This is a genomic window from Amycolatopsis sp. NBRC 101858 (assembly GCF_030269325.1).
Classification (GTDB): Bacteria; Actinomycetota; Actinomycetes; order Mycobacteriales; family Pseudonocardiaceae; genus Amycolatopsis; species Amycolatopsis ponsaeliensis.
This window is the reverse complement of the sequence record NZ_BSTD01000010.1, coordinates 18,766-33,890: the sequence shown is the minus strand read 5'-3', so window position 1 is coordinate 33,890 and position 15,125 is coordinate 18,766. Positions and strand designations below refer to the sequence as shown.

At 67.0% G+C, this 15,125-nt stretch carries 12 protein-coding genes and 2 pseudogenes; 9 read left to right on the top strand and 5 right to left on the bottom strand.

The genetic code is table 11. The annotated features are described in order from the left end of the window. Nucleotides 1-582: 582 nt before the first annotated feature. Nucleotides 583-1,110 (bottom strand): hypothetical protein, encoded by a 528-nt coding sequence (locus QSK39_RS52295; protein ID WP_285485329.1) that lies wholly within the window; start codon nucleotides 1,108-1,110, stop codon nucleotides 583-585. Beyond that, nucleotides 1,098-3,578, bottom strand: a complete 2,481-nt coding sequence (locus QSK39_RS52290; protein ID WP_285485328.1) for a DEAD/DEAH box helicase — start codon at nucleotides 3,576-3,578, stop codon at nucleotides 1,098-1,100. The genes QSK39_RS52295 and QSK39_RS52290 overlap by 13 nt, the downstream gene beginning before the upstream one ends. A 632-nt stretch (nucleotides 3,579-4,210) precedes the next feature. On the opposite strand from QSK39_RS52290, the gene QSK39_RS52285 reads away from it, so the two are divergent. Both QSK39_RS52285 and QSK39_RS52280 read left to right on the top strand, forming a co-directional pair. After that, entirely contained in the window at nucleotides 4,211-5,767 is a 1,557-nt protein-coding gene (locus QSK39_RS52285) for a hypothetical protein (RefSeq protein WP_285485327.1), read from the top strand. A gap of 80 nt (nucleotides 5,768-5,847) precedes the next feature. After that, entirely contained in the window at nucleotides 5,848-6,921 is a 1,074-nt protein-coding gene (locus tag QSK39_RS52280; RefSeq protein ID WP_285485326.1) for a hypothetical protein, read from the top strand. Here QSK39_RS52280 and QSK39_RS52275 read toward each other — a convergent pair. Both QSK39_RS52275 and QSK39_RS52270 read right to left on the bottom strand, forming a co-directional pair. Continuing rightward, the gene (locus tag QSK39_RS52275; RefSeq protein WP_285485325.1) at nucleotides 6,918-7,736 is read right to left on the bottom strand and encodes an HNH endonuclease family protein; all 819 of its coding nucleotides are present in this window, start codon (nucleotides 7,734-7,736) and stop codon (nucleotides 6,918-6,920) included. The two genes, QSK39_RS52280 and QSK39_RS52275, sit on opposite strands and share 4 nt — an antisense overlap. Beyond that, a complete protein-coding gene (locus tag QSK39_RS52270) occupies nucleotides 7,733-9,130 on the bottom strand; it encodes an AAA family ATPase (RefSeq protein ID WP_285485324.1) in 1,398 nt (465 codons plus the stop codon). The genes QSK39_RS52275 and QSK39_RS52270 overlap by 4 nt, the downstream gene beginning before the upstream one ends. A gap of 151 nt (nucleotides 9,131-9,281) precedes the next feature. Here QSK39_RS52270 and QSK39_RS52265 point away from each other — a divergent pair. The 6 genes and pseudogenes from QSK39_RS52265 to QSK39_RS52240 form a co-directional block, all read left to right on the top strand. Next, nucleotides 9,282-9,425, top strand: a pseudogene (locus QSK39_RS52265) (ATP-binding cassette domain-containing protein); the annotation flags it as partial. A 62-nt stretch (nucleotides 9,426-9,487) separates the two neighbouring features. After that, entirely contained in the window at nucleotides 9,488-9,943 is a 456-nt protein-coding gene (locus QSK39_RS52260) for an ABC transporter ATP-binding protein (protein ID WP_285485323.1), read from the top strand. 51 nt (nucleotides 9,944-9,994) lie between these two features. After that, nucleotides 9,995-10,183, top strand: a complete 189-nt coding sequence (locus tag QSK39_RS52255) for a hypothetical protein (protein ID WP_285485322.1) — start codon at nucleotides 9,995-9,997, stop codon at nucleotides 10,181-10,183. Then, nucleotides 10,180-10,704: an ABC transporter permease gene (locus tag QSK39_RS52250; protein ID WP_285485321.1), complete on the top strand. Its 525-nt coding sequence runs from the start codon at nucleotides 10,180-10,182 to the stop codon at nucleotides 10,702-10,704. Before QSK39_RS52255 ends, QSK39_RS52250 begins: the two co-directional genes overlap by 4 nt. 483 nt (nucleotides 10,705-11,187) lie before the next feature. After that, nucleotides 11,188-11,454, top strand: a pseudogene (locus tag QSK39_RS52245) (SDR family NAD(P)-dependent oxidoreductase); the annotation flags it as partial. A gap of 24 nt (nucleotides 11,455-11,478) precedes the next feature. Then, nucleotides 11,479-11,712, top strand: a complete 234-nt coding sequence (locus QSK39_RS52240; RefSeq protein WP_285485320.1) for a hypothetical protein — start codon at nucleotides 11,479-11,481, stop codon at nucleotides 11,710-11,712. Between the two features lie 299 nt (nucleotides 11,713-12,011). On the opposite strand, the gene QSK39_RS52235 is transcribed toward QSK39_RS52240, so the two are convergent. Further along, nucleotides 12,012-12,788 (bottom strand): Ltp family lipoprotein, encoded by a 777-nt coding sequence (locus tag QSK39_RS52235; RefSeq protein WP_285485319.1) that lies wholly within the window; start codon nucleotides 12,786-12,788, stop codon nucleotides 12,012-12,014. Nucleotides 12,789-13,188: 400 nt separating this feature from the next. On the opposite strand from QSK39_RS52235, the gene QSK39_RS52230 reads away from it, so the two are divergent. Next, nucleotides 13,189-14,637, top strand: a complete 1,449-nt coding sequence (locus tag QSK39_RS52230; protein WP_285485318.1) for a recombinase family protein — start codon at nucleotides 13,189-13,191, stop codon at nucleotides 14,635-14,637. Nucleotides 14,638-15,125 lie beyond the last annotated feature (488 nt).

Here is a 15,125-nt window from a genome sequence, read left to right as displayed (position 1 = left end):
GGTGTCGAGCCTGGCCGCCCGTCCGGCGTGCCGACGATCTCCTCATCCAAGACATGCAACTCAAACCGGACCATGTCGTAGCCTCCGATCTCCCAGGCAAGATCGCTGTCGCCTGCCCTCCAAGCGCGGCCACTGGCCCGTTCCGACACCAACCACGCCACAAGGTCTCCTCGAAGCCGCACCCTCGCCAATCACCAGCCCCTTCAACTTACTGATCGTTTCAGAATGGGGCGGACGGTCAGTCGTCGTTGAGCCGTTGCAGGACCTGCGTGAAGTCACCACAATCGAGCAGGCCGGCAGCACCTGCATGATGTTGTCGATGCCTGCGTCTCGAACGATGAGTCCGTCGGAGCACCAGAAGTAGCGGCCATTCAGGGCCTCGCCGGTTCGGGAGTCCTTTTCCATGAGGCGTTCGACCTCAGCAAGAGTGAACACGAGTGGGGATTCTCAAGGGGCGACATCTCAACGGCGACCTGGTCTCCGCTCAGCACTAGGCTTGGGTCGGTCGCCCCCGCGCTGGGACGGTTGGTACTCTCGATCCCGCCTCAGCCAAGGGTACAACCGACCACCGCGACGCCTAGCTCAGGCACCTACGATAGTGACGGCGGCACCTACCGTGCCTGCCGCGTCCGACAAGAAGGACAGCAGGATCTCACCTGCCACCCAGCCGGGCACCTTTGCGATGTCGAGGCCGGGCTGGACAACTTGCAGGGCAACCTGGGTATCCGGCATGTTGGTCGCGAAGTACTTGAGGGCGTCACCGACCAGCGCACTGTCTCCCTTCATAAGTTTCGCGCGATTTCCGAACCGTGCCGCCAACGTCTCCCAAAAGACTCGGGGATTTGACATCCAGCGAACAGAGCGATGAGCTTGACCGACAACCTCGTCCAGGTCTTTGAGCTGCCTTCTCGGCACGTCGCTTCCGGCGAACTTGCAGTGGCATAAGGTCACATGCACCGGCGCCTTCGGCAGATCGGCGATCGGCGCCACGAAGCCTCCGTCTTCTGTGAACCATGCGGCGGGAGGACTGATCACAACGAGGTCTGCGATCTCGCCTGATCCGTCGTCGTTGACAACCCAGGCGCGAGATTCTCCGGTCAGCACCGACACGTGCCAATCTGCCATCGCTTCGTGGATGTTCTTCTTGCCGTTACGGCCTGGCTTGCCTTCGTGCCGAACGTCCACATCAGACCAGTCGGCCCTGACGAGGAGGTCGGCCGGGAAAGACAGGTGTACGTTCGGTGGGGTGTAGAGCCGATGCCGTTGCTGCTCGACGCGTCTGCGTAGTAGACAGTGAGATTGGAGTGCAGTTCAAGAGCTTCGGGTAACGAGACGCTCGCGTACGCGCCGTCGAGATAGCAAGGCAGGCCCGGGTCATCGGCAAGCGGGGTCAGCTTCCCCTCGATGCCGATCGTGGCGTGAAGCGCGAGCGCGGAACCGGCGAGTCCTTTGATTTCAAGGGCGGACGAGCTCAAGCGCTGTGGCACGAGCTCCAACTCGGCCAAAGGGACGCGGCGTCTGTTCAGCTCGAATGTCGCGCCATCCACCAGGCTTCGGGTGTCGACTTGAACGGCGAGCGGGTCGAGCGGGAACTCCCGCAGCGTTTGAGGGATGCGCAAACCCAGGCGCGGGGCTTCCATCGTATCGTCACTGGGCGTCCGACCAAGACGACCTACTTCCTGGCACCAGCGGCGAAAGCCGCTCAGGTCGGTGCTCCCGGCACTCCACACCTTTGCGCGGCCCATACTGACGCCGACCGTCACCGAAGCCGATCCGTCCCGGAATGGATCCTTGGCCTGCATGATAAGGTGACCTGCCGCGTAGGCGATGCTGTCGGTGGCTGAAACAGCCGCACCCACTGAGGTTCCGGCCAAGGTTCGATACGTCGCGAGCGTACCCCCGGGCAGTCGGGTGGCACGCATACCGACAGAAAAGTACGAAATTACATTGAGACCATTCAAGAAACGAGCGATCCAGCCGGTCTCTTCAGGAGCGAAGTCCGTGAAACCCAACGCCTCCGCGATCCTGGTCGCTGCCGAGCCCCGGGGAGCGTGGACGTACAGCAGCGGTTCGGCCGGGTCCATGACGACGATGTAGAGCTCGTATTCCTCGGAGTCCAGCGCATCGCTGCTGATCCAGCGTGGCCGCCTCTCCCTGGCGGTGACGATGATCCGCATGCGCTGGTCGTTGGTGACCCGGTCAAGCACGACTTCACCGGAAAGTTGTTCTGTCAGGCGAACATTGCCAAGTTTCACCCCGGCCTTGTCGGACGCGGTGATGCGGACGACCGTGACGTCCTTGGCCGGGCGGAGGGCAGCCAAGGACAACGGTTCGGGGAGGAGGCGTCGTTGCCGTAGATCACCTAGGGAGCCGAGGAAGCGTCGCCTGTCTCGTTCACCCTCGATCGCCGCGTCGGCGAGGCCGGCCAGGACGCGACTCCAGTCAGCGTCGGATTCATACAGCTGACGTGTCTCATCAGCGATGTCCTCGCCGGGCACGGCGAGCAGTTCTGCCGGGCCGAGACTCCCTCCAGCGCGGTTGACGCGGCCGGCGAATTGAAGCGTCGGCCCGAGCGACTGGTGTTTGCGGTGATAGACAGCAATCTTGAGCCGGGGGAAGTTGAACCCTTCGCCGAGCACGCCGACGCTGAGCAAGCCGTGGAGCTCGTCCGCTTCGAGCTTTCCCAGTATCTTTTGCAGCTGCCCCGGCGTGGTCTGCCCGGTGACCAACGCCAGTTCCGCGCCGGCTGCGCGGTAGACCTCGACCAGAGCCTTGGCTTCGTCGATCCGTCCCGCACGGACGATCAGCAGGCTTCGTCCGGCTAGGTGTTCCGGGTCGCGCAGCCTCTCGATCGCAGCCGCCGCGAGGGCCTCGTCGCGGCTCTGGTCCGCAGTTCGCGCGACGGGTATGAACGTGACCGGAGCGATGACCCCGTCTCGCAAGGCATCAGCGAGGGCGTATGAGTAGACGATCTCCGCGTTGATCTCCTTGCCGTCGGCACGTACTGGTGTCGCGGTCAACAGCGCTCGTTGAGTTCCGGGGAAGGACTCGAGCAATGTCGTCCAGGTCTTTGCAGGAACGTGGTGCGCCTCGTCGACCAGCACCGTGCGAAAGAGTCCTCTCGGCGGCTTGGCAACCTCGGCATATGACGGAGACAGCACGCCCGGGGTACCGATCACGAAGTCAGCTTCCCGGGCTGCCTCAATCCAGTCGTCCACCGTCGCCAAGCGGTGCTGGACGACTGTGACCTGGGGTTCTCGTGTGTTGCGCGGGATTACACCGAGCTGCTTGAGCGTGTACTGCGTCTTCAGAGTCTCAGCGAGTTGGTCGCGCACCAGCCGGTTCGGAGCGGCGAGAAGTACCGGCCGGTCTGTCGCGACGAGGAGTGGCACGAGCCCCAGAACTGCAGACTTTCCTGTTCCGGTCGGCAGGACTGCCATGGCCGCAGTCGGGCGGCCGGACATGAGCGCAGCACCCAAGGCCCAGGCTGCACCAACTTGAGCCCGCCGCAGTCCCGGCTGGGTTTCGGTCGCGAGGACCAGCCGGACCTGTGGCGCGACCTCCTCAAACCAGGTCATGGCGCTTCCTCTGATCACCGACCCGTAAAGCGCGTAGGCGCGCCCGACGCGGCGATCGCCTGCTCATGGACAGCCAGCGGAAGCTGTCCTTCTCCAACCGGGTCGCGTACGGCTGAGCCACAGCCGTGGCCAGTCGAGGGTATCCGTGAGCACGCGCCACAACTGCCTCCCTTTGGCATAGCGGAGCTGCGACCGGAAGCGGTCATGCCTTGCGCCATCGGTCGCTATCAAAGCTGCATGCGCAACAGCCGCGAAAGCAACTTTTCAGTTACGAAGCCACTACGAGTCGGGTCGCCACAGCAGCGTTCTCGCTGGTCACGACCAATGGATCGGTAATCACGGCACTGTTCGGAGGCCTGGTCGAAAACTCGGAAGTTCACTCACACGAGTTACGGCGAGCAATCCGCCGCTGGCGCGCACAGCGCCGGTGGCGGCTAAGGCCGATGATGCGGCACGCCGGACGGCTGGTCGACATCGACCAGCGCAATCCCACCTTCGTGATCCGAACGGCGTGACCTACGAACGGCACCGGCTCAAAGCCGACACCCGAGGGTCGTAACGGATGTTCCGCCGCTGGCGACACAAGCGGCAGCCGGCGTCCGCCCAGGCCGGGCCCGCTCCGCGGAGGACACATGCGATCGACGTCACCGGTCAGGGTGATCGGCGCAGCGCTTTTCGTGCTGGCGGGGTTCTTCGCGACCTGGTTCGCCTCGGCTCCTGCCGATGCGGCCGACACCGTGACCGCTGCCGCAACGCCGGAACAGGTGAGCCTCGTCGCGGGAGGGACGGCGGCCGGCGCGCTGACGATCGTCAACGGCGGAGCGGAACAGGTTTCGGTCGACGTTCGCCCGGTCCCGTCGGACACGTCGCTGAAGGTCGAGCTGGCAAGCAGATCCGTGGTACTGGCTGTGGGCGCCTCCGGAGCGGTCGAATTCAGCGTCACCCGCACCGCCGAAGGCAGCGGGCAAGACACCTCGGTGACCTTCATCGTGGGCTCCCCTCGGGGAACGACCTCGGCAGTGCTGGCGGTCAAGGCCGCGGCGAGCCCGGTGCTCGTCGAAACCAAGATCGACTCCGCGGTCGACCGGATCAACGAAAACCGGCCGGGCTCCGCGTCCCTAGTGATCGGCAATCCACGGGACTCGGACGTCGAGGTGACCTCGCTCGACGTGACCGCGCCGGCGTCGACGTCGGTCTCCGTCCTCTGCCCCGGCGGAACCGACGTCAGGGCCGAGGGCGGGCACACGGTCGCCAAGCCGGACTGCGCGTTCGGCATCGGTGCCCGGCAGCAGCTGCTGCTTCCCATCACCTTCACCGCGAGCGACCTAGTCACCCCCGGGCCGCGCGCCCTCAGCATCGTCGTCCACGTGGCCGGCCCCACCGGAACCAAGGCAAGCGTGGTGGCGGCGACCACGTTCACCGTCGACGTTTTCGGTGAGTCCGAAATTCTCCAAGCTGTCGGGTTCCCCGTTTTCCTGGTCCTACCCGGCGTTCTTTTCGTACTGACCAGCTTCACCCTCATCAGGCGCTGCTCCCCCTGGCGATCGACCACGCCCGTCGGAGACCAGACCGGCGGTGTCGTCGGCACCACGGCAGTCACCGGGATCCTCGGCGTCGCGTTCTCGTTCGCAATCGCCCTCCTCTACCCTTGGCTCACCGCCGAGATCTTTCCCCGCTACCGCCGTGACTACTGGCACGCCTACGGATTCCTCGACTTCTACTTCGTGTTCGCATACAGCGTCTTGCTGGGCGTGGCGGTGTGGCTGGTCGCGTGCCTCCTCTTCTTCGTCAACCACTGCCGCCGGGCCGCGCTGATACCGCAGCCCGGTGACACGGAACGGGTCCTGCTGCGCAAGCTCGGGCTACGCGGGTTCCTCGGTCGCGACGCGCGGTTCCTGCGTGTGCGAGCCGGGGACGACAGCGGCGTGCTACTGGCGAAGCGCGGCGGACGCGTTCTCGTCGCGCCACGAATCGTCACCGAGCCGGCTCTGACGGACAAGAGCAAGATCGAGGCGCTGGCCACGTCGGGGAACACCCTCAAGCTGTGGTGGGCCCTTCGACGGCAAAGCGCCAACGACCGGCTGCGCTACAAGGCGGGCGACATCGCGGAGGTCGCCGAGATGCCCAATTCTGAGGTGACCATCGACCGGCAACCGGTTGCGCTCGTCGAAGTCTCGTCGTCGGAATGACCGGAAAAGAAACGAGCGGCCGGACGAAGCCGGCCGCTCCCCCACCATGTGGGTAGTCGAGGAGAGCATACAGGAGAACGATGGCGACAATCCACGAAGCGGCCTTCACCGTCAGCTGGACGACGGTGTTCCCGTCCTTGCTCGCGGGCGAGCAAGGACGGTTGACCAGGCGCGCGGGCTACGCTGCCACGTTCGACCACCGTGGTGACAAACTCGGTCTGCCCTGGCACACAGCCATCGATCGCCCGAGCTGGAGCAGGTTCTGGTCTTCCTACCTCGGCGCTGCCTCCGCTCTGCGTGAACTGGGCCTCGCCCCCGGATCGAAACACGATTCGGCGTGGGAGCACCTGGTGCCGTTCCAGATGTGGCACCGATCGGACTTACGGGGCCCGGTGGGCACCACGGCGCGCTCCCGCGTGTTGCTGTACCCGGCCGCCGTATCCGTCATCATCGGCGTACGGGTGTCGGGAACATGGCCCATGGCGTCGCTCGCCGACGCCGTCGCCGCGTTGTACGCGGGCACGCACTGGGGAACCGCGGAGGGGGACACCGCAAACCGCTCCTTGCGCGGGATCGCAAGCGATCTGCGAAAAGAGGCCGCGGCGCTGCTGACGCACGATGGCTTCCCGGCTCCGGAACCCGGCCCCGACGTGGTCCGCACAGTCGCGGCGCCGATCGCGGGTGCGGGCAACCCCGCCGAGTTCGACCTCGGCTCGGGCACCGTCCAGACGTGTGTCGCCGGGCTGGCCGGGCTGGGGCCGCCGGGCCCGCTCAACCCGGCCAAGCTGGTCGAAGCCAACTCCGACACGAACCTGGGCGCCCGGGTCTACGTGCTCAAGAAAGGACATGCCCTCTGGAACGCCGGGCGCATCAGACAGCCTCTGCAGAACGATCCGCTGGGCTGCCTCGTGCGCAACCACACCGATCTGGTCGCGCACGTCGAAGCGGTCGGCGGGATGCTCGGCTGGGCCGGCGACCGCGCCGCCTCGGGCGCGGTACTCCCGGTGGCCGTCCACCCGTTGCTCCGGGTCGGATCGAACCGGCTTCGGATGCTCCACAGCGGCAACGCGAGCAAGACTTACCGAAGCGACGTCGCACGCTTGCGAATCGAGCCCTTCCTCCCGGCGATGGATGTCGTGGACCGAACGATCTAGACGCTCGCCGACTGCATCGCCACCTCGACGTGCCGCCGTGCCGCAGCCGGATTCTCGTCACACAGCTCCCGGAACCGGCGGGCGCAGGCAGAGTGCGCGCTGGCCGGGGAGCACCAGTCGTCGAGCATCGCCTTCGCGAGCACGTCCGGCTTTTCACCCTGGGCGTTCTGATGGGCCAGCCAGACGTTGCGGAGGACGAGCTGCCGTTCTTTGACCAGGTCTTCGTGGGCGAGCCCGAGGACGTCGATCGTGACGAGCGCGCGGTCGCGCCCTGCCGGATCGGCCGGAATGGGCATCGGCCCGTCCCACCCGATCAGGCGTTCGGGATCGATGTCTTCCGGGTCGGCCGGGCTCACGAGGTACGGCAGTTCCTCCGCCAGTAAGTCGGCTTCTGCCGTGTCGAGGCGGCGGGACCGGGCAGTTGGGAACCGGCTGCCCTTCCACTTGTTGTTGCACCGCCGGCACGCGGCGAGATAGTTGCGCGGGTCGTAGGCCAGCAGGAAGTACCCGGTTCGGGAGGCACCGCCCACATCGGCAGCTCGCCCCTTCCAAGCCGCGATCTTGCCCTTGGGCCGGAAGTGGTCGATCGTGACTTCGTCGCCGGATGAGCCGAGCTTGCGTTCGCAGTACGCGCATTTGCCGCGTTGTAGGCGCGCCAGTACAGCCCGTACCTCCGACCAGATCGGTGTCGCCGTCACGTGTGCGCCCGCCCGCTCGTTCTGGCCCGTGAGCAACCGTGCGCGGGTGAACCAGTCCGCGGCGACTGTCTCGATCCGCTCCAGGAGGTCATGGTTCGCGATCGTCAGCCGAATCATCGCCCGGAGTCCTCCAGGGGAAGCCTCTCGGCAAGGGCACGCAGATAGCGATGCCGGTCTTCGGAACTCCCATCGACCGCTCGGCGAGCCAGTTCCTCCAGTGACCTCGCCGCGTCGGGCGAGCGCGTCGTTTTCAACTCGAAGTACGAGCTGAGGAGGACCTGCTCGGCGTTGAGCCCGTGGACTTCGGCCGAAACGCGGTCGAGCGACGACGCCGACGGGTCGTCGGTCTCCCTCGCGACGCAGATGTTCGCGGCTTCGAGGGTTCCCGCCACCAGCGGGCTGTGGGAGGTGAAGATGAACTGGATGTTCGGGAACATCCTGCTGATCGTCGGCACCACGACGCGTTGCCACGCCGGGTGCAGCAGCAGGTCGATCTCGTCGACGAGGACGATGCCGCCGGTGTCGCGCAGCGGGGTGTGCTCGGGGGTCACCGCACTGAGGTGGAACATCAGGTCGCCGAGCCAGCCGAGGTAGGAGCGGAACCCGTCCGACAGGGCGCGGAACGGAACGGCCAGGCCGTGATGGACGAAGACCGGCTCTTCGCCCTCGAACGCGCCGTCGAAGTGGGCTTTCCCGGGGAGGAGTTCGTCGAGCAGGTCTCGGACTTCAGCCGACCGCCTGCGCCCGGCCGCGGGTAACCAGGAGCCAAATGGCACCAGCGAGACGCTCTCGTCGAACAGACTGGACACCCGCTGATAGCGACGTCGCCTGCGGCCCTTCTCAAGCGAGGGGTCCGCGCGCGATTCGTCCGCCACGCGCCGGTTCACCCCGTACCCGACGACGAAGAACAACGCAGAGGATTCGTCGTACAGCTCACGCCAGTACGGCCCGTCCGTCTCGCTGTATATCTCCTCGTAATCGCCGTTACGGTCCACGGTGACTTCGCTCAACAAGGCTTCAGGCTCACGCGGGCCACCGAATGCCAGTGCACCAGTCACCGTGGCGAAGGACTTCCCCTCCCGCACCAGCCGGTAGGGCACGAACCCCGAGCTGCTCAGGACCGGTCCCAGCGCCACCATCGCCGCCGCGCGCAACACGGTGGATTTCCCGGAGCCGTTGTCACCGAGCAGGAGGTTGACGTTCGGCGACCGGAGGTTGCGTCCTTCGCCCGGGAACCGCAGTGAGACGTGGGCGCCGGGAAAGCACCGCATATTCTTGAGGTGCAGGTCGGTGAGGTAGAAGAACCTCGTGGCCGGCTCCTCCGCCGGGAGCCGAGTGACGACCTGCGTGAAATCGCCTTTGCCAGGGTGGGGCCGGTCGGCTACGCGCAGGCCCTCGAGCCGCACCCGGACACGACGGCGATCCAACAGCCTTTCGAAAGTCAGGACTGCCGGCTGCACAACCTGCCTGAGGACCGTCCCACTGGCTAGCGCCGCGAGGAACCACAGCACGTTCGCCCAACTCGGGTTCATTGGGATCGCCAGACACCATGCATGAGAGAAGTGTAGAACGCAGGGCATCGCTCCTGGCGGGGTAGAGTTCACGTCGGCGTGCCGGGAAGCCTGGTCGGCGTCATGATGAAGCGTGCGAAACGAGGCTTCCATGACGATCGAAGCGATCGGCCTGACCAAGCGGTACCGCGACGTGGTCGCGGTCGACCGGCTCGACCTCCACGTCGGACTAGGCGAGGTCCATGCCCTGCGCGGCCTCAACGGCGCGGGCAAGACGACCACCATCCGGATGCTCCTCGGCATGGTGCGACCCACCGGCGGCCAGGTGTCGGTGCTGGGTACGGCTGTCCGGCCGGTGTGCACGCCGTCTGGTCCCGGGTCGGCTACCTCGTCGAAACACCTTCCGCGTACCCGGACCTCACCGTCGAAGAGAACGTCCGGCTGGTCGCCCGGTTGCACGGCCTGCGCGACGAGAAGGCCGTCGGCGCGGTGATCTCGCGGCTGGGCCTCGAGCACCACGCCCGGCACCGCGTCCGGACGCTGTCGCTCGGCAACAAACAGCGCCTCGGCCTCGCCAGAGCTCTTGTCCACCGGCCGGAGCTGCTGGTCCTCGACGAACCGGCCAACGGCCTCGATCCCGCCAGCGTCATCGAGGACCGGCAGCTGCTGCACGACCTCGCGCACCGCGACGGCGTCACCGTGTTCCTGTCCAGCCACATCCTGACCGACGTGACCCGCCTCGCGACCCGCATCGGCGTCCTGAACCGCGGCCGGCTCGTCTGGGACGGCACCGCGGTGGACCTGATCGCCTAAGCCCGCCCCCGGCTGCACGTCGCCGTCCGTGAGCGCGCCCGTGCCTCCGCGGTGCTCCACGCGGCCGGGCACCTCACCGCGGAGGACGACCGCGGGCTCGTGCTCGCGGGAGACCGGGCGGTCCGGCACCCGGACGAGGTTGCCACGCTGCTCGTCGAGGCGGGGTGCCCACCCACCCGGCTCGCCGTCGAGCAGGACGAGCTCGAAACGTGCTTCCTCCGCCTGGTCGGCGTCGCGTGAACGCCGCCGTGTGGGCCGAAGTGCTCAAAGCCCGCCGGTCCCGGCTGCCGTGGACGACCGGGCTCGCGTTCACGATCGCGGCCGGCTTCGGCGGCTTGGTCATGTTCATCCTCCAGGACGTGCGCCGCGCCCGTGCCCTCGGTCTGCTCGGTACCAAGGCCGCGCTCACCGGCGGCACCGCGGACTGGCCGGGTTACTTCGCCCTGCTGGCCCAGACGATCGCGGTCGCCGGCACGCTGCTGTTCGGGCTCGTCGTGGTGTGGGTGTTCGGCCGGGAGTTCAGCCAGAACACCGCCAAGGACCTCCTCGCCCTGCCCACCCCGCGCGCCGCGATCGTCGCCGCCGCCACGCCGCGCTCGCCGAGCACCCGCTGCGCCTGCCCGCCCGCCTCGGCGGCGCCGACCGGCGCCGGAACCTGTTCCTGCTCACCGATGACGTTGTGGACACCGACACCGAACGCACCGCGTGACGACCAGATCCGACACCGCCACAACCTTCGTGCTGCCCGTCGAGATCCCTGACCGCGAAACGCTCGAGGGCTGGTGCCGGTGGCGGCTGGCCCGGCACGACTTCGCGCCGGCACCAGCACTAACCTTGGCCGAGTACCGTGGGCTGTCGCCGCGGCGGCGGGCGCTGCATGTCCTGCACCGCGCGGCGACCCATGCGAACCTGCCGATGCAGGAAACCCCGATGTCGCAGACGGTCGGGCGGATCATGCGGTCGCGGCTGCAGACCAACGCGCTCAAGCACAAGCCCACGACCCGGCCCGGCCCGGCCCGGCCCGGGCTGATGATCACCGGCGGCGGCTACCAGGGCAAAACCGAGACCGCCTGCGAGATCGCCGCGGCGTTCGAAGACGCCTGGCTGGACCTGCACCAGCAGCCCAATCACCGCCGACCTCACCGCCGACGGAGAGCCGGACCGCGTCGTCGCGGAAGCGGCCGAGGCGCTCGGCGGCCTCGACGTCCTGATCAACAACGCGGGCAACGTCCGGGCGGCCCCTTGAGGACATCGACGTGGCGGACATCCGGGCCATGGTCGCCCTCAACCTGCTGGCCGCCGTCCTCACGACCAGGGCGGCGTTACCACACCTCCGCGCCGCGGGCGCGGCACACGAAAACGCCGCCCTGGTCCGGATTCCCTCGGCCGCAGGCCTGGTCGGCACGCCGTTCTACGCGACGTACGCCACCACAAAGAACGGAGCCATGCGCTTCGGCGAAGCCCTGCGGCACGAGCTGTACGGCAGCGGCATCCACGTCGCCTCGGTCTAACCCGGCCCGGTCGACACGCCCATGATGGCCACGACCCGAGCCGGCGCAGACCTGGGCTACGGCCTGCGGCCCGTCGACGAGGTGGTCGCGGAAATCGTGGCCGGACTGGAGGAGCGCCGCATCGACATCAACACCCAGCTGCCCGAACGCCGTGCGATGCAGGAGCTCAACGCCCGCGATCCGCTCGCCGTCGACGCCGCCCTCGTTCCCAAGCTCGCCGAACTCCGGGCGACTGTCAGCACGCACCGCAGCATCTGATCCACAGATTCCTTTGCCCGTTTCGCATTTCCACGCGGTCATGGACGACAACCTGGTCCACTTATCGTCGCCGTTACCTGAGGCCTCCGCGAGGACCCCGTCCGCTACTTCCGGCTACGCATCAGGCGATGGTCAACGCGACGCGCCCCCATAGAAGACGCCGGCCGCGTTGCTGGAACGCCTTACCCGCTTCCCGGCGCGAAACGCTCGACTTCCCGTGCTCGGCGACGACCGGCGACCAATTTCGCGACAGGTCGTATGGGTGAGGACATCCGTTACTCCCGCTGGTTGCGGCGGATCTACTTGCAGGCTGCAGTCTGGCCAGCCCCATAGGCGGCCTGGGCCTTCGTGAAGCCGTCACCCGCCGACGATGACAGCTGCTGCTTCAACCCCGAGCACGAGAACGACGTGAAGCTCAAGTAGTTCTCCGCTGACTTGACCGCCTGCGCGTTCCAGTCCACCGACAGGCTGTCGACGGCCTGGGTCGCCACGTCCTTCGGGAACCCATCGCCGGCCGACGAGGACAGCTGCCGGATCAGGCCGTTGCGCGAGAACGCGGTGAAGCTCAGGTAGTTTTGGGCGGAGGCGCGGGCCTGCTCGACCTGCGGCGGGAACTTGGGTGCTTCGCTCGTGGTGGGTGCCGGCGGCTCGACCGGAGCAGTGGCCGCGGCCGAAGCGGCGGCGTCGTTCAGGTTGGGGCTGGTGGTCTGAATGTGGTCGGGCGCGGCGACCGAGCTGGTCAGGGCAGCGGCGGGCATCCCGTTGGCGGCGTCGTTGACCGCCTTGCCGAAGGCCGCGGTCCAGAGCACGCAGATGACCAGCCCGATCGCCGACAGCACGACGGCGGTGATGGCCAGCCCCTTGTTGCTCGCCTGGCCCCGGTTGGCGCGCAGCGTCCCGACGATGCCGAAGATCAGCCCGAGGATCACCAGCGGCCACGCGACGATCCCGATGATCGGGATGAACGCGAAGATCAACCCGATCAGGCCGAGCACGAACCCGGCCGTGCCGAGGCCGTTCTTGGGCTGGTTCGCCACCGGCATCGGCACCGACGGCGGCATGGGGGCGTAAGACACGGGGCTGCCTCTTTCAGTCCAGCGGCGACGCAACGGAACGCGTCACGCTCTGTGGCATTCGTCGACATCCACATCCCGCGCGTAACAGTGCCCGAAAACCGCTTCCGGTCACGAAAAGGACTCAGCCGACGATGTTCACGATCATTTCCGCTGGTGACCGCAGTGAGCGACTGACCCACCACTGTTACCTAGGGTAATAAATTGAAACTTCAAGTTCACTCGTTCGGAGCAAGAGGGAGACGTGGGACGTCGCCCCGAGCTGAGTTACGACATGAGCGCTCACTGCCACTGGCCGGCGGCGAGCCTGCGAGACGACGCCCCACCCTCACCTCCGGAGCTGCGAAAAACGCGTGCGTCGGGAGCACCGCGGGCTAGATGACGCGTTGACTGCGCTGATCGGATGAACCGCTCAGAGCGCGCCGTCATGACCCCACAGCCGCGACATCCGTCCAGCGTGATCCCACCGCACCCGCCCTCGCGTTACGAGACCGCACCACCCGCCGGCACGGCCGACCTGCTGGCGCAGTGGATGAAAAGCAAGAAGCCGACAACCACTACTGCCCGCCCCGACCACGGCAGTGGCTTGCGGTTCGCCTTCTACGGCCGGACCTCGACCACCCGCCATCAAGACCGCGTCTCATCACAGGGCTGGCAACGCGACATGGCCGATGAGCTGGTCGGGGGCCACGGCCATGTCGTCGCCACCTACTTCGACGCCGGCACCTCACGCCGCGTCCCATGGCGACAACGCCCCCAGGCTGCCCAGCTCATGACCGAGACCTCCAGCCCGGAGTCCGCGATCGATGCGATCGTGGTCGGCGAATACGAACGCGCCTTCACCGGCACCCAGTTCAGCGCCCTCTACGCCTGGTGCACCCGGCACGGTATTCAGCTCTGGCTGCCCGAAACCGGGGGCCCGGTCGATCTCGGCAACTCCGATCATCGGGCGCTGATGTCGCTGCTGGCCACCCAGTCGCAGCGCGAAGTGCTCCGCGCCCGGCACCGGGTGTTGGCGGCGATGCACAACCAGGCCACCCAGCAGGGCCGCTACCTCGGCGGACGCCCACCTTACGGCTACCGTCTCGTCGACGCCGGCCCCCACCCCAACCCCGCCGACGCTCGCTGGGGCCGACGGCTCCAACGGCTCACCCCCGACCCACGAACCGCACCACACGTGGCCTGGATGTTCCGGCAACGTCTCGCCGGGCACAGCGTCGCCAGCATCGCCCGGCATCTCAACGAGCGCGGCATCCTTTGCCCGTCCAATGCCGACCCGGATCGTAACCGCCACCGAACCCGCGGCGCCTGGACCTTACGCACGGTCGCCGTGATCCTGGCGAACCCGCGCTACACCGGCCGCCAGACCTGGAACCGCCGCGCCACAGACACCAGAGGCCCAGCCGCAACGCCGGCCCTGTCAGCGAAGGTCGCCCATCCGGCGCTCGTCACCGAACAGGACTTCATCGCCGCCCAGCAGATCCGAGCGGCGCGACCGGCCAGTGACGGCCGGGCTCGCCGGTTCGCCTTGGCCGGGCTGATCCACTGCGGTGTCTGCGACCGGCGGCTGGACTCGCACTGGAACCATGGGCGACCGACGTACCGCTGCCGCCATGGCCACACCAGCACCCAGCGCGCGGACCAGCCGCGGCCGAAGACGCTCTACATCCGCGAAGACCATCTCATCGATCAGATCAACATCAGACTTGGAGGCCAGATCAGCGACGGCTGCACCAGGCTCGAGCCTGCCCGAACACGACACAGACACGTGGCAGCAACACTGCGCGACTCAGGAAAGATCATCGTCTACGACGGCACCGGATGGCGCCTGAAAGAGATCGATTCGAGCTAGGCCCCGAGCACCCCAGTTCCAAGATCGCGTTTCGCGATCCGTGGGGTAATACTGTGTCCGAGACCGAGTTGATCTATAACCCCACACTCAAGTTCGTCACCGATCTTCAGCTCGAGTGATCATACCCGTCGGCACTTACGCGTAGGTCTTCCCCTCGATCACGCTGGACTGCAGGGCCACGACGCCGAGGCGAGGGCGTGCCTTGCAGTAGCGGCCGCGTGCATCGTCCGCTGGCTTATGCGCCTTACTCCGCACTCCGCCGGCAACCCGCGCAGGGCGGGCTGCCCGTTTGCCCCTTCCAATCGTCAGCTCGGGCCCGCCGGAGGATGCGTTTCACGGCCACTGCCATGAGGTGGTCGGCTCAGCAGATTTTAACGGAGTTCCACGGCACCGAGAACACCGCCGACTGTGTGGCGCACCGGCGTTTCCCAGTCGCCGCCCCCCAGTCGACCGCCGTCGTCGGGACGGTGCGGGTCACGCGCAGCAGA

Bases quoted from the DNA above. Each gene is read 5' to 3' on its own strand.
- QSK39_RS52290 (WP_285485328.1), bottom strand. From the start codon at position 3,578: ATGACCTGGTTTGAGGAGGTCGCGCCACAGGTCCGGCTGGTCCTCGCG.
- QSK39_RS52285 (WP_285485327.1), top strand. From the start codon at position 4,211: ATGCGATCGACGTCACCGGTCAGGGTGATCGGCGCAGCGCTTTTCGTG.
- QSK39_RS52280 (WP_285485326.1), top strand. From the start codon at position 5,848: ATGGCGACAATCCACGAAGCGGCCTTCACCGTCAGCTGGACGACGGTG.
- QSK39_RS52275 (WP_285485325.1), bottom strand. From the start codon at position 7,736: ATGATTCGGCTGACGATCGCGAACCATGACCTCCTGGAGCGGATCGAG.
- QSK39_RS52240 (WP_285485320.1), top strand. From the start codon at position 11,479: ATGGCCACGACCCGAGCCGGCGCAGACCTGGGCTACGGCCTGCGGCCC.
- QSK39_RS52230 (WP_285485318.1), top strand. From the start codon at position 13,189: ATGAACCGCTCAGAGCGCGCCGTCATGACCCCACAGCCGCGACATCCG.